General features: G+C 44.5%; 30 protein-coding genes. All 30 read left to right on the forward strand.

Annotated elements, in window-relative coordinates; translation table 11 throughout:
* Window positions 1-85: 85 nt before the first annotated feature.
* The 30 genes from rplC to carA all read left to right on the forward strand — a co-directional run bounded on the left by rplC (window position 86) and on the right by carA (window position 15,702).
* A complete protein-coding gene (gene rplC, locus ACXYMU_RS01580) occupies window positions 86-703 on the forward strand; it encodes a 50S ribosomal protein L3 (RefSeq protein WP_458984586.1) in 618 nt (205 codons plus the stop codon).
* A 2-nt stretch (window positions 704-705) separates the two neighbouring features.
* Window positions 706-1,335, forward strand: a complete 630-nt coding sequence (rplD, locus tag ACXYMU_RS01585) for a 50S ribosomal protein L4 (protein WP_458984587.1) — start codon at window positions 706-708, stop codon at window positions 1,333-1,335.
* Entirely contained in the window at window positions 1,335-1,622 is a 288-nt protein-coding gene (rplW, locus tag ACXYMU_RS01590; protein ID WP_458984588.1) for a 50S ribosomal protein L23, read from the forward strand. The genes rplD and rplW overlap by 1 nt, the downstream gene beginning before the upstream one ends.
* 10 nt (window positions 1,623-1,632) lie before the next feature.
* On the forward strand, window positions 1,633-2,460 hold the full coding sequence (rplB, locus tag ACXYMU_RS01595) for a 50S ribosomal protein L2 (RefSeq protein ID WP_458984589.1): 828 nt from the start codon (window positions 1,633-1,635) through the stop codon (window positions 2,458-2,460).
* Window positions 2,461-2,739, forward strand: a complete 279-nt coding sequence (gene rpsS, locus ACXYMU_RS01600; RefSeq protein ID WP_241643222.1) for a 30S ribosomal protein S19 — start codon at window positions 2,461-2,463, stop codon at window positions 2,737-2,739.
* 2 nt (window positions 2,740-2,741) lie between these two features.
* On the forward strand, window positions 2,742-3,134 hold the full coding sequence (gene rplV, locus ACXYMU_RS01605) for a 50S ribosomal protein L22 (RefSeq protein WP_458984590.1): 393 nt from the start codon (window positions 2,742-2,744) through the stop codon (window positions 3,132-3,134).
* Between the two features lie 3 nt (window positions 3,135-3,137).
* Window positions 3,138-3,935, forward strand: a complete 798-nt coding sequence (gene rpsC / locus ACXYMU_RS01610) for a 30S ribosomal protein S3 (protein ID WP_458984591.1) — start codon at window positions 3,138-3,140, stop codon at window positions 3,933-3,935.
* Between the two features lie 31 nt (window positions 3,936-3,966).
* Window positions 3,967-4,389 (forward strand): 50S ribosomal protein L16, encoded by a 423-nt coding sequence (gene rplP, locus ACXYMU_RS01615; protein ID WP_458984592.1) that lies wholly within the window; start codon window positions 3,967-3,969, stop codon window positions 4,387-4,389.
* 3 nt (window positions 4,390-4,392) lie between these two features.
* Window positions 4,393-4,593 carry a 50S ribosomal protein L29 gene (rpmC, locus tag ACXYMU_RS01620; protein WP_458984593.1) on the forward strand — a complete coding sequence of 67 codons (201 nt, stop codon included), beginning with the start codon at window positions 4,393-4,395 and terminating at the stop codon, window positions 4,591-4,593.
* Window positions 4,594-4,607: 14 nt separating this feature from the next.
* Entirely contained in the window at window positions 4,608-4,865 is a 258-nt protein-coding gene (rpsQ, locus tag ACXYMU_RS01625; RefSeq protein WP_458984594.1) for a 30S ribosomal protein S17, read from the forward strand.
* A 1-nt stretch (window position 4,866) separates the two neighbouring features.
* Window positions 4,867-5,235 carry a 50S ribosomal protein L14 gene (gene rplN, locus ACXYMU_RS01630; protein ID WP_458984595.1) on the forward strand — a complete coding sequence of 123 codons (369 nt, stop codon included), beginning with the start codon at window positions 4,867-4,869 and terminating at the stop codon, window positions 5,233-5,235.
* Window positions 5,236-5,253: 18 nt separating this feature from the next.
* Entirely contained in the window at window positions 5,254-5,577 is a 324-nt protein-coding gene (rplX, locus tag ACXYMU_RS01635; protein ID WP_458984596.1) for a 50S ribosomal protein L24, read from the forward strand.
* A gap of 1 nt (window position 5,578) precedes the next feature.
* Window positions 5,579-6,133 (forward strand): 50S ribosomal protein L5, encoded by a 555-nt coding sequence (gene rplE / locus ACXYMU_RS01640; RefSeq protein WP_458984597.1) that lies wholly within the window; start codon window positions 5,579-5,581, stop codon window positions 6,131-6,133.
* A gap of 4 nt (window positions 6,134-6,137) precedes the next feature.
* Window positions 6,138-6,407 (forward strand): 30S ribosomal protein S14, encoded by a 270-nt coding sequence (gene rpsN / locus ACXYMU_RS01645; RefSeq protein WP_458984598.1) that lies wholly within the window; start codon window positions 6,138-6,140, stop codon window positions 6,405-6,407.
* Window positions 6,408-6,497: 90 nt separating this feature from the next.
* Window positions 6,498-6,896 carry a 30S ribosomal protein S8 gene (gene rpsH, locus ACXYMU_RS01650; protein ID WP_458984599.1) on the forward strand — a complete coding sequence of 133 codons (399 nt, stop codon included), beginning with the start codon at window positions 6,498-6,500 and terminating at the stop codon, window positions 6,894-6,896.
* Between the two features lie 15 nt (window positions 6,897-6,911).
* On the forward strand, window positions 6,912-7,466 hold the full coding sequence (rplF, locus tag ACXYMU_RS01655; RefSeq protein ID WP_458984600.1) for a 50S ribosomal protein L6: 555 nt from the start codon (window positions 6,912-6,914) through the stop codon (window positions 7,464-7,466).
* Window positions 7,467-7,474: 8 nt separating this feature from the next.
* Window positions 7,475-7,822: a 50S ribosomal protein L18 gene (rplR, locus tag ACXYMU_RS01660; RefSeq protein WP_458984601.1), complete on the forward strand. Its 348-nt coding sequence runs from the start codon at window positions 7,475-7,477 to the stop codon at window positions 7,820-7,822.
* A 6-nt stretch (window positions 7,823-7,828) separates the two neighbouring features.
* Window positions 7,829-8,347: a 30S ribosomal protein S5 gene (gene rpsE, locus ACXYMU_RS01665; RefSeq protein WP_458984602.1), complete on the forward strand. Its 519-nt coding sequence runs from the start codon at window positions 7,829-7,831 to the stop codon at window positions 8,345-8,347.
* 5 nt (window positions 8,348-8,352) lie between these two features.
* Entirely contained in the window at window positions 8,353-8,535 is a 183-nt protein-coding gene (gene rpmD, locus ACXYMU_RS01670) for a 50S ribosomal protein L30 (protein ID WP_458984603.1), read from the forward strand.
* Window positions 8,535-8,981: a 50S ribosomal protein L15 gene (gene rplO / locus ACXYMU_RS01675; RefSeq protein ID WP_458984604.1), complete on the forward strand. Its 447-nt coding sequence runs from the start codon at window positions 8,535-8,537 to the stop codon at window positions 8,979-8,981. Before rpmD ends, rplO begins: the two co-directional genes overlap by 1 nt.
* Window positions 8,982-8,990: 9 nt before the next feature.
* Window positions 8,991-10,307 (forward strand): preprotein translocase subunit SecY, encoded by a 1,317-nt coding sequence (gene secY, locus ACXYMU_RS01680; protein WP_458984605.1) that lies wholly within the window; start codon window positions 8,991-8,993, stop codon window positions 10,305-10,307.
* Window positions 10,307-11,080: a type I methionyl aminopeptidase gene (gene map, locus ACXYMU_RS01685; RefSeq protein ID WP_458984606.1), complete on the forward strand. Its 774-nt coding sequence runs from the start codon at window positions 10,307-10,309 to the stop codon at window positions 11,078-11,080. Before secY ends, map begins: the two co-directional genes overlap by 1 nt.
* Window positions 11,081-11,299 (forward strand): translation initiation factor IF-1, encoded by a 219-nt coding sequence (gene infA / locus ACXYMU_RS01690; protein ID WP_241643240.1) that lies wholly within the window; start codon window positions 11,081-11,083, stop codon window positions 11,297-11,299.
* 5 nt (window positions 11,300-11,304) lie between these two features.
* Window positions 11,305-11,421, forward strand: coding sequence for a 50S ribosomal protein L36 (gene rpmJ / locus ACXYMU_RS01695; protein ID WP_045688470.1), 117 nt, complete (start codon window positions 11,305-11,307; stop codon window positions 11,419-11,421).
* Between the two features lie 10 nt (window positions 11,422-11,431).
* Entirely contained in the window at window positions 11,432-11,809 is a 378-nt protein-coding gene (gene rpsM, locus ACXYMU_RS01700; protein WP_458984607.1) for a 30S ribosomal protein S13, read from the forward strand.
* Window positions 11,810-11,818: 9 nt separating this feature from the next.
* Window positions 11,819-12,211 carry a 30S ribosomal protein S11 gene (gene rpsK / locus ACXYMU_RS01705; protein ID WP_161890014.1) on the forward strand — a complete coding sequence of 131 codons (393 nt, stop codon included), beginning with the start codon at window positions 11,819-11,821 and terminating at the stop codon, window positions 12,209-12,211.
* An 18-nt stretch (window positions 12,212-12,229) separates the two neighbouring features.
* Window positions 12,230-12,835: a 30S ribosomal protein S4 gene (gene rpsD, locus ACXYMU_RS01710; RefSeq protein ID WP_458984608.1), complete on the forward strand. Its 606-nt coding sequence runs from the start codon at window positions 12,230-12,232 to the stop codon at window positions 12,833-12,835.
* A 37-nt stretch (window positions 12,836-12,872) separates the two neighbouring features.
* Window positions 12,873-13,862 carry a DNA-directed RNA polymerase subunit alpha gene (locus ACXYMU_RS01715; RefSeq protein ID WP_458984609.1) on the forward strand — a complete coding sequence of 330 codons (990 nt, stop codon included), beginning with the start codon at window positions 12,873-12,875 and terminating at the stop codon, window positions 13,860-13,862.
* Window positions 13,863-13,932: 70 nt separating this feature from the next.
* Entirely contained in the window at window positions 13,933-14,514 is a 582-nt protein-coding gene (gene rplQ / locus ACXYMU_RS01720; protein ID WP_458984610.1) for a 50S ribosomal protein L17, read from the forward strand.
* 75 nt (window positions 14,515-14,589) lie between these two features.
* Window positions 14,590-15,702, forward strand: coding sequence for a glutamine-hydrolyzing carbamoyl-phosphate synthase small subunit (gene carA, locus ACXYMU_RS01725; protein ID WP_458984611.1), 1,113 nt, complete (start codon window positions 14,590-14,592; stop codon window positions 15,700-15,702).
* Window positions 15,703-15,715: the final 13 nt, after the last annotated feature.

The raw sequence follows: 15,715 nt of genomic DNA on the forward strand, positions 1-15,715 counted from the left end.
AAAAAATAATTTCATAACTTTGCACTCCCTTAGAAAACTGAGGGCATACTATAAATAATATCCATCTTTTAAAAAAACAAGTTGAATGCCTGGAATTATCGGTAAGAAAATCGGAATGACAAGCCTCTTCACAGCAGATGGTAAATACACGCCTGTTACGCTTATTCAAGCTGGCCCATGTGTAGTTACTCAGGTGAAGACAGTCGAAACGGATGGCTACGAAGCTGTACAGCTTGGCTATGGCGAGAAGAAGCTTAAGAGAACAACGAAGGCAGAGGCCGGACACTACCAGAAAGCTAACACAACTCCAAAGAAAAAAGTAGCTGAATTTGACACGGAAGGACTTTCTGTGAATCTTGGCGATACAGTAGATGTAAATCTGTTTATCGAGGGAGAATTCGTGGACGTAGTAGGTACATCAAAAGGTAAAGGTTTCCAGGGTGTTGTGAAGCGCCATAACTTTGCCGGTGTTGGTGGACAGACGCACGGACAGCACAACAGAGCAAGGCACCCAGGTTCAATCGGTGCATGTTCATGGCCATCACGCGTATTCAAGGGCATGCGAATGGCCGGTAGAATGGGTGGTAACCGCGTGAAGATCGAAAACTTGACCGTGCTGCGTGTGGTAGCAGACAAAAACCTGTTGGTTGTTAGTGGCTCTGTACCAGGTGCCAAAAATTCTTACGTGTTAATTGAGAAATAAAAATGGAGCTTTCTGTATTAAATATCAAAGGTGAGGATACAGGCAGAAAGGTAACGCTTTCTGATGCAGTGTTTGGTGTTGAGCCAAATGAGCATGCAATGTATCTTGACGTGAAGCAATACCTGGCAAATCAGCGCCAAGGTACGCACAAGTCAAAAGAGCGCGCTGAAATTGCGGGTTCTACAAAGAAGATCAAGAAACAAAAAGGTACAGGCGGAGCTCGTGCCGGTTCTTTGAAAGCCCCTTTGTTTATTGGAGGTGGTCGTGTTTTCGGTCCTAAGCCAAGAAACTACAGCTTCAAACTGAACAAGAAACTGAAGAGAACAGCTCGTCTTTCAGCGCTTTCTTTATTGGCTCGCGATAACAAAGTAGCGTTGGTGGAAGCATTCACCCTGGATGCGCCTAAAACAAGCGAATTCAAAGGGATCCTGAGCAACCTGAACTCAACAGGCAAGACGTTGATTCTACTTCCAGCTGCTGACAAGAATGTCGTTCTTTCCGGGCGTAACCTGTCAAAAGTTAAGATCTCTACAGCTAGCGACGTGAATACATACGATCTGCTGAACACAGAGAAACTGTTGCTAGTAGAGGAGTCAGTTAATGTATTAGAAAACCTCTTAAGCGCGAAATAATGAGCATTCTGAAGAGACCAATTATCACTGAGAAGTTTGCGGCCCTGAACGAGGTAGGCAAATATGCTTTTGAGGTGCACAGAAACGCCAACAAAGTAGAGATCAGAAAAGAGATCGAGAAGCTATACGGCGTAACTGTAGAGAAAGTGGCTACCATGCGCTCTCTTGGTAAAGTGAAGACGAAGTATACGAAGTCTGGCGCCGTTTCTGGCCGTACATCTCTGACTAAAAAAGCAATTGTAACCCTGAAAGAGGGTGAAGTTATCGACTTTTACAGCGGAATATAATTAAGTTAAAATGGCTTTAAAAAAACTAAGACCAACAACACCAGGTCAAAGATTTAGAGTAGCCCCTGCCTTTGATGAAATCACGGCAAGCACTCCTGAAAAATCTTTGTTGGCACCTATCAAAAAATCTGGTGGACGCAATGACTCTGGTAGAATGACCATGCGCTATACAGGCGGTGGCCATAAGAAGAAATACCGGGTTATAGACTTCAAGCGTACCAAGCACGGCGTACCTGCAACTGTAAAGACGATCGAGTACGATCCAAACAGAACTGCCCGCATCGCTTTGTTGCATTACGTTGACGGCGTTAAAGCATACATCATTGCTCCTGCCGGACTCCAAGTGGGTACCGTGGTTAACTCTGGCCCAGGCATCGCTCCTGAGGTTGGTAACTGCCTTCCTTTATCTGATATACCTCTAGGTACAATCATCCACAACATCGAGTTGCAGCCAGGTGCTGGCGCGATCCTTGCACGTAGTGCCGGTTCTTACGCACAGCTGGTAGCACGCGAGGGTCGTTATGCGACCATCAAATTGCCATCAGGCGAACTGAGAATGGTGTTGGTGAACTGTTCAGCTACTGTGGGTACTGTTTCTAACTCTGACCACATGAACGTGAAGCTTGGAAAAGCCGGACGTAACAGATGGTTAGGTAAGCGTCCTCGCGTACGTGGTGTTGCCATGAACCCTGTCGATCACCCTATGGGTGGTGGTGAAGGTAAGTCTTCAGGCGGTCACCCACGCTCACGTAAAGGCCTGTATTCTAAAGGTCTTAAGACAAGAAACAAGAATAAGTATTCTGAACAGCTTATTGTTAACAGAGGTAAGAAAAAATAAATGGCTAGATCATTAAAAAAAGGGCCTTATATTGACTTTAGGCTCGAGAAGAAAGTGACTGTAATGAACGAGGCGGGTAAAAAGTCTGTGATTAAGACTTGGTCTCGTAGATCAATGATTTCTCCGGATTTCGTTGGCCACACGTTTGCAGTGCACAATGGCAATAAATTTATTCCGGTATATGTGACGGAAAACATGGTAGGACACAAACTCGGTGAGTTTGCCCCAACCAGAAACTTCCGAGGTCACGTTGCTAAAAAAGATAAAGGCAAGCGATAATCATGGAAGCAGTAGCAAAACTAAAAAACGTACCTACTTCTCCTCGCAAAATGAGATTAGTAGCTGGCTTGATCCGTGGCAAGAGCGTATCAAGAGCCCTGAACCTTCTGAAGTTTGAGGCTAACTCAGGCTCAGAAAGATTAGAGAAGCTTCTTCTTTCTGCCCTGTCTAACTGGCAGCAGAAGAATGAGGACGCACGCATCGAAGATGCAAACCTCTATGTAAAAGAGATCTTTGTGGATGAAGGCAAGATGCTGAAGCGTTTGCGCCCGGCCCCACAAGGACGCGGATACCGCATCAGAAAGCGCTCTAACCACGTGACCGTGGTGATTGACAGCCTGACTGAGGAGCAACTGGAACAGCAATCAAAGAAATCTAAAAAAGCCAACAAGTAAGAAATGGGACAGAAAGTAAATCCAATCGGTTTTCGACTCGGCATTATCAAAGGTTGGGATTCTAACTGGTATGGCGGCAAAGATTTCGCTGAGAAGCTGATCGAGGACGAAAAAATCAGAAAATACATATTAGCGCGTATTCCTAAAGGCGGCATTTCTAAAATCATTATTGAGAGAACGCTTAAGCGCATCACCATCACGATCAACACGGCCCGTCCGGGTGTGGTTATCGGTAAAGGCGGCCAGGAAGTAGATAAGATCAAGGAAGAGCTTAAGAAGCTTACAAACAAGGATATTCAGATCAATATCTTTGAGATTAAGCGCCCTGAGCTTGATGCTAAGCTAGTGGGTGAGTCTATCGCCCAGCAGCTGCAGGCCCGTATCTCTTTCCGTCGTGCGATGAAGCAGGCAATCGCTTCTGCTCTGCGTGTAGGTGCTGAAGGTATCAAGGTGCAGGTATCTGGCCGTTTAGGCGGTGCTGAGATGGCAAGAACGGAGCATTACAAAGAGGGTAGAACTCCTTTGCACACGCTTCGCGCAGACATCGACTATGCACTGTCTGAAGCACAGACCGTATATGGCAAGCTTGGTATCAAAGTTTGGATCTTCAAAGGCGAGGTTTACGGTAAGAAAGACCTTACGCCAAATGCTGGCTTAGAAAGCGGCAAAGGATCCGGACCAGGTGCTGGTGGTGGTGACAGACGTGGCGGTAACGACCGACGCGGTGGCGGCGGCAACCGAAACAAGAAAGCGGATGGTGCTGGCGGTGGTCCACGTAGAAGTGGCAAACCACGTCAGTAATCGATTGATAACATTATTACGATTTTAGAAAATGTTACAGCCTAAAAGAACTAAATATAGAAAAATGCAAAAAGGCCGCGTAAAGGGTCTGGCTCATAGAGGCAGCACCATTTCGTTCGGTTCATTTGCAATAAAATCGCTGGAAGCATCTTGGATCACGAGCCGTCAGATTGAGGCCGCCCGTATCGCAATGACAAGAGCTATGAAGCGTGAAGGACAAGTGTGGATTCGTATCTTCCCTGACAAGCCTATTACCAAGAAGCCTGCAGAGGTTCGAATGGGTAAGGGTAAGGGTTCCCCAGAGTATTGGGTAGCCGTTGTGAAGCCAGGAACGATCATGTTCGAGTCTGATGGCGTTACTTTGGATGTTGCCAGAGAGTCATTGCGATTAGCAGCCCAGAAGCTGCCAGTCAAATCAAAATTTGTAGTACGTAGAGATTACGTTGAGAAATAGAAAATGAAAAATTCAGAGATCAAGGCTTTGTCTTCAGAAGAGCTGAAGGAAAAGCTAAACACTGAGCGCTCCAACATGCAGAACCTGCGTTTTGCACATGCTATATCTCCGTTGGAGAACCCAATGAAAATCCGTGAGGCCAAGCGTACCATTGCTCGCCTCAACACGGAGCTTCACAGTCGTGATTTACAAGCTAACTCCTAACACTTAATTAAATCATGGAAGAGAGAAATCTAAGAAAAGAAAGAAGTGGTAAGGTTGTTAGCAATAAGATGAACAAATCTATCACTGTACTGGTGGAAAGCAAGATGAAACACCCGATCTACGGTAAGTTTCTAAACAAGTCTACCAAGTTCATGGCGCATGACGAGAATAATGACTGCAACATCGGAGACGTTGTTCGCATTCAGGAAACCCGTCCGTTGAGCAAGAACAAGAACTGGCGTTTAGTAGAAATAATAGAAAGAGCTAAATAAAATGATACAGCAGGAATCAAGACTAAGTGTAGCTGATAACAGCGGTGCCAAAGAAGTTCTTTGCATCCGTGTGTTAGGTGGTACTGGTAAGAAATACGCTTCTATCGGAGATAGAATCGTTGTGACTGTAAAATCAGCTCTTTCTTCTGGTAACGTTAAAAAAGGAACTGTTTCTAAAGCAGTTATTGTAAGAACAAAGAAAGAGGTTAGAAGAAAAGACGGATCTTATATCCGTTTTGACGACAACGCTGCCGTTCTTCTAAATGCAAACAATGAGCCACGCGGTACCCGTATTTTCGGACCAGTAGCCCGTGAACTTCGTGAAAAGCAATTCATGAAAATTGTTTCGTTAGCACCTGAAGTTCTATAACCTAAAATTCAGATTAAAATGAATAAGAAAAAACTTCATGTAAAGACTGGCGATACAGTTAAAGTAATTGCCGGAGACGAGCGCGGCAAGACAGGCCGTATTATCGCTGTGAATGCAGATAAGCAGAGAGTAACTATCGAAGGGCTAAACTTAGTGACAAAGCACGCTAAGCCTAGCGCCAAAAACCCACAGGGTGGCATCAGCCAGGTAGAAGCTCCTATTCACGCTAGCAACGTAGCACTTGTTGACCCTAAGTCAGGTGAGACAACGAAGACTGCGAAGCGTAAGAACAGCGAAGGTAAAACAGAGCGTTACTCTAAAAAGACAGGAGAGGTTATCTAAGATGGCAACTACAAGATTTAAAGAAAAATACGAGAACGAGGTAGTGCCTGCCTTAAAGGAGAAGTTCCAATACAAGAACATCATGCAGGTGCCTAAGCTTACAAAGATCTCTATCAACAAAGGTATCGGCGCTGCCGTTGCTGACAAGAAGTTGGTGGACATCGGCGTAGAGGAGCTTACTACCATCACCGGCCAGAAGGCTGTTGCGACAATCGCCAAGAAATCAGTTTCAAACTTCAAGCTGCGCGAGGGTATGCCAATTGGCGCCCGCGTAACGCTTCGTGGTGAGAAAATGTATGAATTCCTGGATCGTTTGTTGACAATCGCCCTTCCACGTGTTCGTGACTTCAGAGGTGTGAACGAAAAAGGCTTTGATGGTCGCGGAAACTATACACTTGGTGTAAAAGAGCAGATTATCTTCCCTGAAATCAGTATCGACAAGGTGAAAGCCATCACAGGTATGGACATCACGTTTGTAACTACTGCTAACACAGATGAGGAGAGCTATGAGCTGTTAAAAGCATTCGGCATGCCTTTCGTTAACATTAACAAATAAGAAAATGGCAAAAGAATCAGTTAAAGCCAGAGAGCTTAAGAGACAGAAGCTGGTAGCGAAGTACGCTACTAAAAGAGCCGAATTGAAAGCTAGCGGAGATTACGAGGCACTTGATAAGTTGCCACGTAACGCTTCTCCAGTAAGGTTGCACAATCGTTGCAAACTGTCAGGCCGACCAAGAGGATATATGAGAAAGTTTGGTATTTCTCGTGTACTTTTCAGAGAGCTTGCTTCTGCTGGTAAAATTCCTGGTGTTACAAAGTCGAGCTGGTAATTTTTTTCTTACTCGGTAAGAAAAACGAAAAGATATTTGTATCTTTGCCCCTCGCTTAGATAAAGCATTCATTATTATAGAGTTTTCATAATGAACACAGATCCAATAGCAGATTATTTAACTAGAGTGCGTAACGCTATCAAGGCGAACCACAGGATAGTTGAAATACCATCTAGCAACATAAAGAAAGAGATTACTAAAGTATTGTACGACAAAGGGTACATCCAGAGTTATAAATTTGATGACTCTGCGGTACAAGGTACAATCAAGATAGCTCTGAAGTACAACCCTAACACTAAGCAGTCTGCTATTGTGAAACTGGACAGGGTAAGTAAGCCAGGGCTTCGTAAATACGCCGGAAGTGAGAACCTTCCTCGTGTACTTAACGGGTTAGGTATCGCGATATTGTCTACTTCTCAGGGCGTAATGACAGAGAAAGAAGCTAAGTCACTGAAGATTGGTGGCGAGGTATTATGTTACGTTTATTAATTAGGAGGATAGACAATGTCACGTATAGGAAAATTGCCCATCAGCCTGCCTAACAACATCGAAGTATCCGTTGCTGATAACAACGTGGTTACTGTGAAAGGACCGAAAGGATCTTTGTCTACCCCGGTAGACAAAGATATGATCGTGAAGCAGCAGGACAACCAATTGGTGGTAGAGCGCCCAACAGAGCAGAAGCGCCATAAGGCGATGCATGGTTTGTACCGCTCGCTGATCAACAACATGGTAGTAGGTGTGAGCGAGGGTTACAAAGAGCAACTTGAATTAGTAGGTGTTGGTTACAAAGCTACTGTTCAGAATGGTGTTCTTGAGCTTGCGCTTGGTTACTCGCATAACATATACCTTGGCCTGCCTGATGAAGTAACTGCAACAGCTGTTACGGAAAAAGGTAAGTCTCCGGTTATCACATTGGAGTCTAACGACAAGCAATTGATCGGCCAGGTAGCTGCAAAAATCAGATCACTGCGTAAAGTAGAGCCTTACAAAGGTAAAGGTATCCGCTTTGTAGGTGAAGTTATCAGAAGAAAAGCTGGTAAGACAGCATCTAAATAATCATCATCATGTCGACTAACAAGATTTCAAGAAGACTAAGAATTAAGAGAGGTATCAGAAATAAAATTTCTGGTACTTCTGCAAGGCCAAGATTATCTGTGTTTCGCAGCAACAAGGCGATCTATGCACAGTTGATCGACGATACTACTGGTGTGACACTAGCAGCTGCCTCTTCCGTTAAGCTTGATGATGCAAAAGCGAACAAAGAAACTGCGAGCCAGATTGGCAAGGAGATCGCTGAGAAAGCAATTTCGAAGGGTATCTCTGAAGTAGTTTTCGATCGCTCTGGTTACCTGTATCATGGTAAAGTTAAATCATTGGCGGAAGCGGCTCGTGAGGCTGGCCTTAAATTCTAGAAAATTATGTTGAAGAATAATATACGAAGCGTAAAGGCAAGCGAAATCGAGCTGAAGGAGAAAGTAGTAGCCATTAATCGTGTTGCCAAGGTAGTTAAAGGCGGTAGAAGATTCTCTTTCGCGGCTATCGTGGTTGTTGGAGACGGTAACGGCGTGGTTGGATATGGACTTGGTAAAGCCAACGAAGTAACTGACGCCATCGCCAAGGGTATCGACGACGCTAAGAAAAACCTTGTGAAGGTTCCTATCTATCATAGCACTGTTCCTCACCCAATGGAAGGTAAGTACTCTGGTGGCTTTGTACTGGTGAAGCCAGCTGCAGCCGGTACTGGTGTAATCGCCGGTGGTGCGATGCGTGCCGTACTTGAGAGTGCAGGCATTAAGGACGTACTTTGCAAGTCCAAAGGCTCGTCTAACCCACACAACGTGGTTAAGGCAACTTTCGATGCGCTTTCTAAGATGCGTGATCCTTTGGCAGTTGCTCAGCAGCGCGGGGTTAATTTACAGAAAGTATTCAACGGATAATTGAAATGGCTAAAGTAACTATCACTCAGGTCAAAAGTATCATTGACCGTCCGAAAGACCAGAAGGCTACTATCAAAGCTTTGGGTCTTGGAAAAATAAGCAGATCAGTATCTGTTGAGTATACTCCTCAGATTGCTGGTATGGTAAAAAAGGTTCATAATCTAGTAGAAGTTAAAGACTTTCAATAATGTACTTACAATCTTTAAAACCTGCAGAGGGTGCTGTAAAGACCAGAAAGAGAATTGGTAGAGGTACTGGTTCCGGTAGAGGTGGTACATCCACACGCGGACACAAAGGTGCTAAATCACGTTCTGGTTACTCACAGAAATCCGGCTTTGAAGGTGGTCAGATGCCACTTCAGAGACGTGTGCCTAAGTATGGCTTCAAAAACATCAACCGTGTTGAGTATAAGGCTATCAACTTAGATATCATCCAGTCACTAGTCGATTCAACCAGCGAAACTGTATTGAACTTTGAGTTCTTTAAGGCGCACGGTCTGGTTCAGAAGAATGACAAAGTTAAAATATTAGGCAGAGGAGAATTGAACAAGGCTGTAGAAATCCACGCCCATGCTTTCTCTGGCACTGCAACATCATCCATTGAAAAAGCAGGCGGTAAAACAGTAGCGCTTTAATCGTTCGGTATGAAGAAGTTTATAACAACTATTAAGAACATATTTGCAATTGAAGACCTCAGGGTGCGAATCCTGAATACGATTTTCTTTATTGCAATTTTTAGACTTGGTTCTTTTGTTGTTTTACCTGGTGTAGATCCAAACCTGTTACAGGCTAACACAAGTGGCCTGTTTGGTTTGTTAGATACGTTTCTTGGAGGTGCATTCAGTAATGCATCAATCTTTGCATTAGGTATAATGCCTTACATATCGGCTTCGATTGTATTGCAGCTTCTGACCATTGCCGTACCTTATTTCCAAAAAATGCAGAAGGAGGGTGAATCTGGTCGAAAGAAAATCAACCAAATCACCCGAGTTCTTACCATTGTTATCACGTTAGCCCAGGCAGTCGGCTTCGTTGCCACCATCAATGCCGAGGCTATCGTGATCAGCCAAACATTATTCACCATCACATCCATGATCGTGCTCACTTCGGGTACCATCTTCTGTATGTGGTTAGGTGAAAAGATTACAGACAAAGGTATCGGTAACGGTATCTCCATGCTGATCATGATCGGTATTGTTTCCCGCTTCCCTGGCGCTATAGTGGCAGAAGGACTTTCGAAGCAATTAAACGGTGCCCTCTTATTCCTTTTTGAACTGTTTGTTCTGTTTTTTGTGGTAATGTCTGTGGTGATGTTAACCCAGGCTATCCGCCGCATTCCGGTGCAGTATGCCAAGCAGGTGGGCGGAAGCTCTCTGTACAGCGGTCAGCGCCAGTTTATACCTCTTAAAGTAAACGCAGCCGGTGTAATGCCAATCATCTTTGCGCAGTCGCTTATGTTCCTGCCTTCCATGATTGCCTCTATCTGGGCGGATTCAAACGAGACGGCTAACTATATCGGGGCTACTTTCTCTGACTTTACGTCTTGGCAGTACAACCTGGTGTTCGGTTTGCTTATCCTGGTCTTTACGTATTTCTATACCGCGATCAGTGTAAACCCTAATCAGATCGCGGATGATCTGAAGCGTAGCGGTGGATTCGTACCAGGTGTTAAGCCAGGTTTGGCAACATCAGAGTATATCGACGCGATCCTAACCAGAATTACACTTCCGGGTGCTATTTATTTAGCGCTTGTAGCAATCTTCCCATCTATAGCCATGCTACTGGGTGTAACCAGAGAGTTTTCGCAATTCTTCGGAGGCACATCCCTGATTATCATGGTGGGTGTAGTACTCGATACCTTGCAGCAAGTAGAAAGCTACCTGTTGATGAGGCATTACGATGGCATGATGAAGTCAGGTAAGCTTAGAGGCAGAACAGAGAATATCGCCCTAGCATCCTAATGATCATATATAAAACAGAAGAAGAAATTGAGCTAATTCGCCAGAGTGCTTTGATATTAAGCAAAGCACATGGCGAAATTGCTTGTCTAATAAATGAAGGGGTTTCTACCCTTACCCTAGATAAAAGAGCGGAAGAGTTTATCCGTGACAATGGGGCGAAGCCTTCTTTCAAAAATTACAACGGTTTTCCATTTAGCCTATGCATTTCAGTTAACTCAACTGTAGTGCATGGCTTTCCTAGTGAGTATACTTTGAACGATGGAGACGTAATCTCTGTTGATGCAGGAGTTTACTTTCAGGGTTTCCACAGCGACTGTGCTTATACGCACGCGGTGGGTAATGTGTCTGATGAAGTTCAGGCATTATTGAAAGTTACAAAAGAGTCTCTTTACAAAGGTATTGAGAAGGCTGTGGTTGGGTCCAGAATGGGTGATGTTAGTTTTGCTGTGCAGCAGCATGCCGAAGCTCAGGGGTTTGGAGTTGTTAGAGAGTTGGTTGGACACGGGATTGGTCGTAACTTGCACGAATCGCCGGAAGTGCCTAATTATGGCCGACGTGGTCAAGGGCCAAAGTTGCAGGAAGGTTTAGTTCTTGCTATTGAGCCTATGATTACCTTAGGAGCCAGGCAGATTGTGCAGGAGGATGATGGCTGGACAATTCGTACCAAAGATCATAAACCTGCTGCCCACTTTGAACACTCTGTGGTAGTGCGAAAAGACAAAGCTGAGATTTTAACAACATTTGATTATATAGAACAAGCAAACAAATCATAAATGGCAAAACAGTCGTCCATAGAACAAGACGGAACTATCATTGAAGCTCTGTCTAACGCCATGTTTAGAGTTGAGCTTGAAAACGGTCATCAGTTGATTGCTCATATTTCTGGTAAAATGCGCATGAATTACATCAAGATTTTACCTGGTGATAGAGTGAAGCTAGAGATGTCTCCTTATGACCTGACCAAAGGCAGAATTGTTTACCGATATAAATAATAATAATGAAAGTTAAAGCATCTGTTAAAAAGAGAAGTGTTGACTGCAAGATTATCCGTCGCAAGGGTAAGCTGTATGTTATCAACAAGAAGAATCCAAGATATAAACAAAGACAAGGATAATTAAATTAGTATGGCTAGAATCGCAGGAGTAGATATTCCGGATAACAAAAGAGGCGAAATCGCATTGACCTATATCTTCGGTATTGGTCGCAGTTCATCGCAAAAAATTCTTCAGCAAGCCGGGGTGGATCTTGACAAAAAGGTGAAAGACTGGACAGAAGACGAAGCCGGTGAGATCAGAAATATTATTGCAGGTGAGCACAAAACTGAAGGTGTTCTAAGATCTGAGGTGCAATTGCACATCAAGCGTCTTATGGACATTGGTAGCTACCGAGGCTTGAGACACCGTAAGGGTTTGCCAGTACGTGGACAGCGTACTAAGAACAACTCTCGCACTAGAAAAGGTAAGCGTAAGACTGTTGCAAACAAGAAGAAAGCTTCTAAATAATATTTAATCATGGCTCAAAAAAGAAAAGACAAAGCTAAAAAGCGCGTTGTTGTTGTTGAATCAACAGGACAGGTGCACATCAAGGCTTCTTTCAACAATATCATTATATCAGTAACCAACAACGTAGGCCAGGTTATTTCTTGGGCTTCTGCTGGTAAAATGGGCTTCAAAGGTTCTAAAAAGAACACTCCGTATGCTGCTCAGATGGCAGCCGGCGATTGTGCCAAAGTTGCTTATGACTTAGGTATGCGCAAGGCTGAGGTTTTTGTAAAAGGACCGGGTGCAGGTAGAGAATCTGCTATCCGTACTGTACAGAACACTGGTATTGAAGTTACTTCTATTAAAGATGTAACGCCTCTACCGCACAACGGATGTCGTCCTCCAAAACGCAGAAGAGTTTAATCTAATTAAAATTAAGAAATGGCAAGATATACTGGTCCTAAGAGCAAAATCTCCAGAAAATTCAACGAAGAGATTTTTGGTCCTAGCAAAGCACTAAAAAAGAAAGCATACCCTCCAGGGATGCACGGCCGTGGCCGTCGTAAGAAGCAGTCTGAATACGCTGTTCAGTTAGCGGAAAAGCAGAAGGCTAAATACATCTACGGTATTTTAGAGAAGCAATTCGCTAACATCTTTGAGAAAGCCCATAGAAAAGGTGGTATCACTGGTGAGAACCTGTTAGCGTTACTTGAGTCTAGACTTGATAACACTGTTTACCGTTTAGGTATCGCCCCTACCAGAAGAGCTGCCCGTCAGCTTGTGCTGCACAAGCACATTCTTGTGAACGGTGAGATCGTGAACATACCTTCTGTCAGCCTGAAAATTGGTGATGTGGTTGCAGTTAGAGAAAAATCTAAGTCTTTAGAGGCTATCACTACTTCCCTGACTGTTCGCAATGCGCGTCAGTTCAGCTGGTTAGAGTGGAATGCTTCTGAGATGTCAGGTAAGTACATCGCTACACCTGAAAGAGATCAGATCCCTGAGAAAATCCAGGAGCAGCTGATCGTCGAGCTTTACTCTAAGTAAGCAGCATAATCAATTTCTAACCTTTAACACTGCAAGTATGTCAATATTAGCATTTCAAATGCCAGAGAAAGTTGTGATGGAAAAAGCCGACGACTTTCATGGTTTATTTGAATTCAAGCCGCTTGAAAAAGGTTACGGTGTAACCATCGGTAATGCTTTGCGCAGAATTCTTCTTTCATCATTAGAAGGATATGCTATCACAAGCATCCGTATTGGTGGTGTATTGCATGAGTTTTCGTCTGTTGAAGGGGTGGTTGAGGATGTATCTGATGTGATCCTTAACCTGAAGATGGCTCGCTTTAAGAAAATAAGCGAAGTATTAGATGAAAAAATCACTGTTAACCTCAGTGGTCAAGATACATTCAAAGCTGGTGACATCAACAAGTTCACCTCAAGCTACGAAGTGCTGAACCCAGAGCTGGTCATTTGCCACCTGGACCCAAGCATCAACTTCGAAGTTGAGCTTACCATTCAGAAAGGACGTGGTTACGTTCCTGCTGATGAGAACAAGCCAGCGGAGCAAGTATTTGGTCAGATCTCTATCGATGCCATCTACACACCTATCAAAAATGTGAAATTCAGTGTGGAGAACACGCGTGTAGAGCAGAAAACTGACTACGAAAAGCTTGTTCTTGACATTCAGACGGATGGATCTATCCATCCCGAAGATGCATTGAAAGGTGCGGCCAACATCCTGATTCAGCATTTCATGCTGTTCTCTGACAACACAATGACTTTCGAAACTGCCAAGCCTGAAGAAGAGGAGGCTGTAGACGAAGAGTTGCTGCACATGCGTAAAGTTCTGAAGACTTCTCTTCAGGATATGGACCTTTCTGTTCGCGCTTACAACTGCCTTAAGGCTGCCGACATCAAGACGTTGGGCGACTTAGTACAGTTAGACATCGCTGACATGATGAAGTTCCGCAACTTCGGTAAGAAGTCGTTGACTGAGTTAGAGAACCTGGTTGATGAGAAAGGCTTAACCTTTGGCATGGACCTTTCTAAGTATAAATTAGAAGAAGATTAATTAATCTACGGCATAATTCCCGATCCCCGGTTGGGTTGATCGACGGTATGCACGTGCACAATCAAATACAATGAGACACGGTAAAAAAATCAACCACTTAGGAAGAACTGCTTCGCATCGCAAGGCAATGTTGTCGAATATGGCATCATCGCTTATCCTGCACAAGCGCGTATCTACAACGGTTGCCAAGGCGAAAGCGCTGCGTAAATACGTAGAGCCTCTTCTGACCAAATCTAAAAACGATACCACTCACTCGAGAAGAACTTGTTTTGCTTACCTGCAGAACAAAGAGTCTGTTAAAGAGCTTTTTGATGAGGTATCGGCTAAAATTGCCAACAGACCGGGTGGTTATACCCGTATCCTGAAAACCGGCTACAGACTGGGTGACAACGCAGAAATGTGTGTGATTGAGTTGGTAGACTACAACGAGGATATGCTGGCGAAAGATACTACTACTGCTGGCGGTGCTAAGAAAACTCGTCGTCGTGGTGGCAAGAAGTCTACGGACGCTGCTACTACCGCAGAAACTACTGCTCCTGCAACGGAAGAGACTGCTGCTCCTGCGAAGGAAGCTGCTGCACCTGCCGCCGACGCTACTGAGGCTCCTGCCGAATCTTCTGACTCTACTAACGAGACAAAAGATGCTCAGTAAGTATTATTTGTAAATATTTCTAAGGGACATGACGAAAGTCGTGTCCCTTTTTTATTTTTGTAACAAATCAGCATTATGAAAAAGCAAACGTCAACAGAAGCGATACTTCTTTTAGAAGATGGCACCGTTTACAAAGGTAGAAGCTTAGGCCGCATCGGTACCTCCGGTGGCGAACTCTGCTTTAATACTGGGATGACCGGTTACCAGGAAATTTTTACAGACCCCTCTTACTTCGGTCAGATGGTTGTAACAACGGTTTCGCATGTGGGAAACTATGGAGTGCAATCCGGTGAGGTTGAATCAGACAGATTGCAGATTAGTGGTCTGGTTTGTAAAGATTTTTCATCCAGTTTCTCACGTAAAACTGCGGAAGGTTCGCTACAGGATTATTTTGAAAAAGCTGGTGTGGTAGGTATCTGCGAGATTGATACCCGTGCCCTCGTGCGCCATATACGTGATAAAGGCGCCATGAATGCCATTGTATCTTCTGAAACAACAGACTTGGATGAGTTGCGTAAGAAGTTGGCAGAGGTCCCTTCCATGGCTGGCCTTGAGCTGTCATCGAAGGTAAGTACGCCTGCTACCTATGAGCACAAGCCGGAGGAGGTAAAGTTCCGGGTAGCTGTGCTAGATCTGGGAGTGAAGCGCAACAGCCTGAGAAACTTCCTGGAGCGTGGTTGTGAGGTGAAGGTTTTCCCTTATGACACACCTTTCGAGGAAATGGAGAAATGGAACCCAGACGGGTACTTTGTCTCCAATGGCCCCGGCGACCCTGCGGCTACGACCATCGCAGTGAACAGTGTGAAGCAAATCCTGGCAAAGGAGAAACCGATGTTTGGGATATGCATGGGCCACCAGATGCTGGCGCAGGCCAATGGCATTGCTACCTATAAAATGCACAATGGCCACCGCGGCCTAAACCACCCTGTTAAGAACCTGATGACAGGCCGCTCTGAAATTACGAGTCAGAACCACGGTTTTGTGGTAGATGCAGAGCAAGTCCGTAACCACCCTGAGGTTGAGGTCACCCACATCAACCTAAACGATAATACCATCGAAGGAATTCGTATGAAGACGAAGCCTGCCTTCTCGGTGCAGTACCACCCCGAATCTTCGCCAGGGCCCCACGACTCAGAATATCTTTTCGATGATTTCATCGCCCTGCTAGAAAAAAGTAAAATCAAGTAAAACTATAGTTAAA

The organism is Pontibacter sp. CAU 1760, from assembly GCF_054482735.1.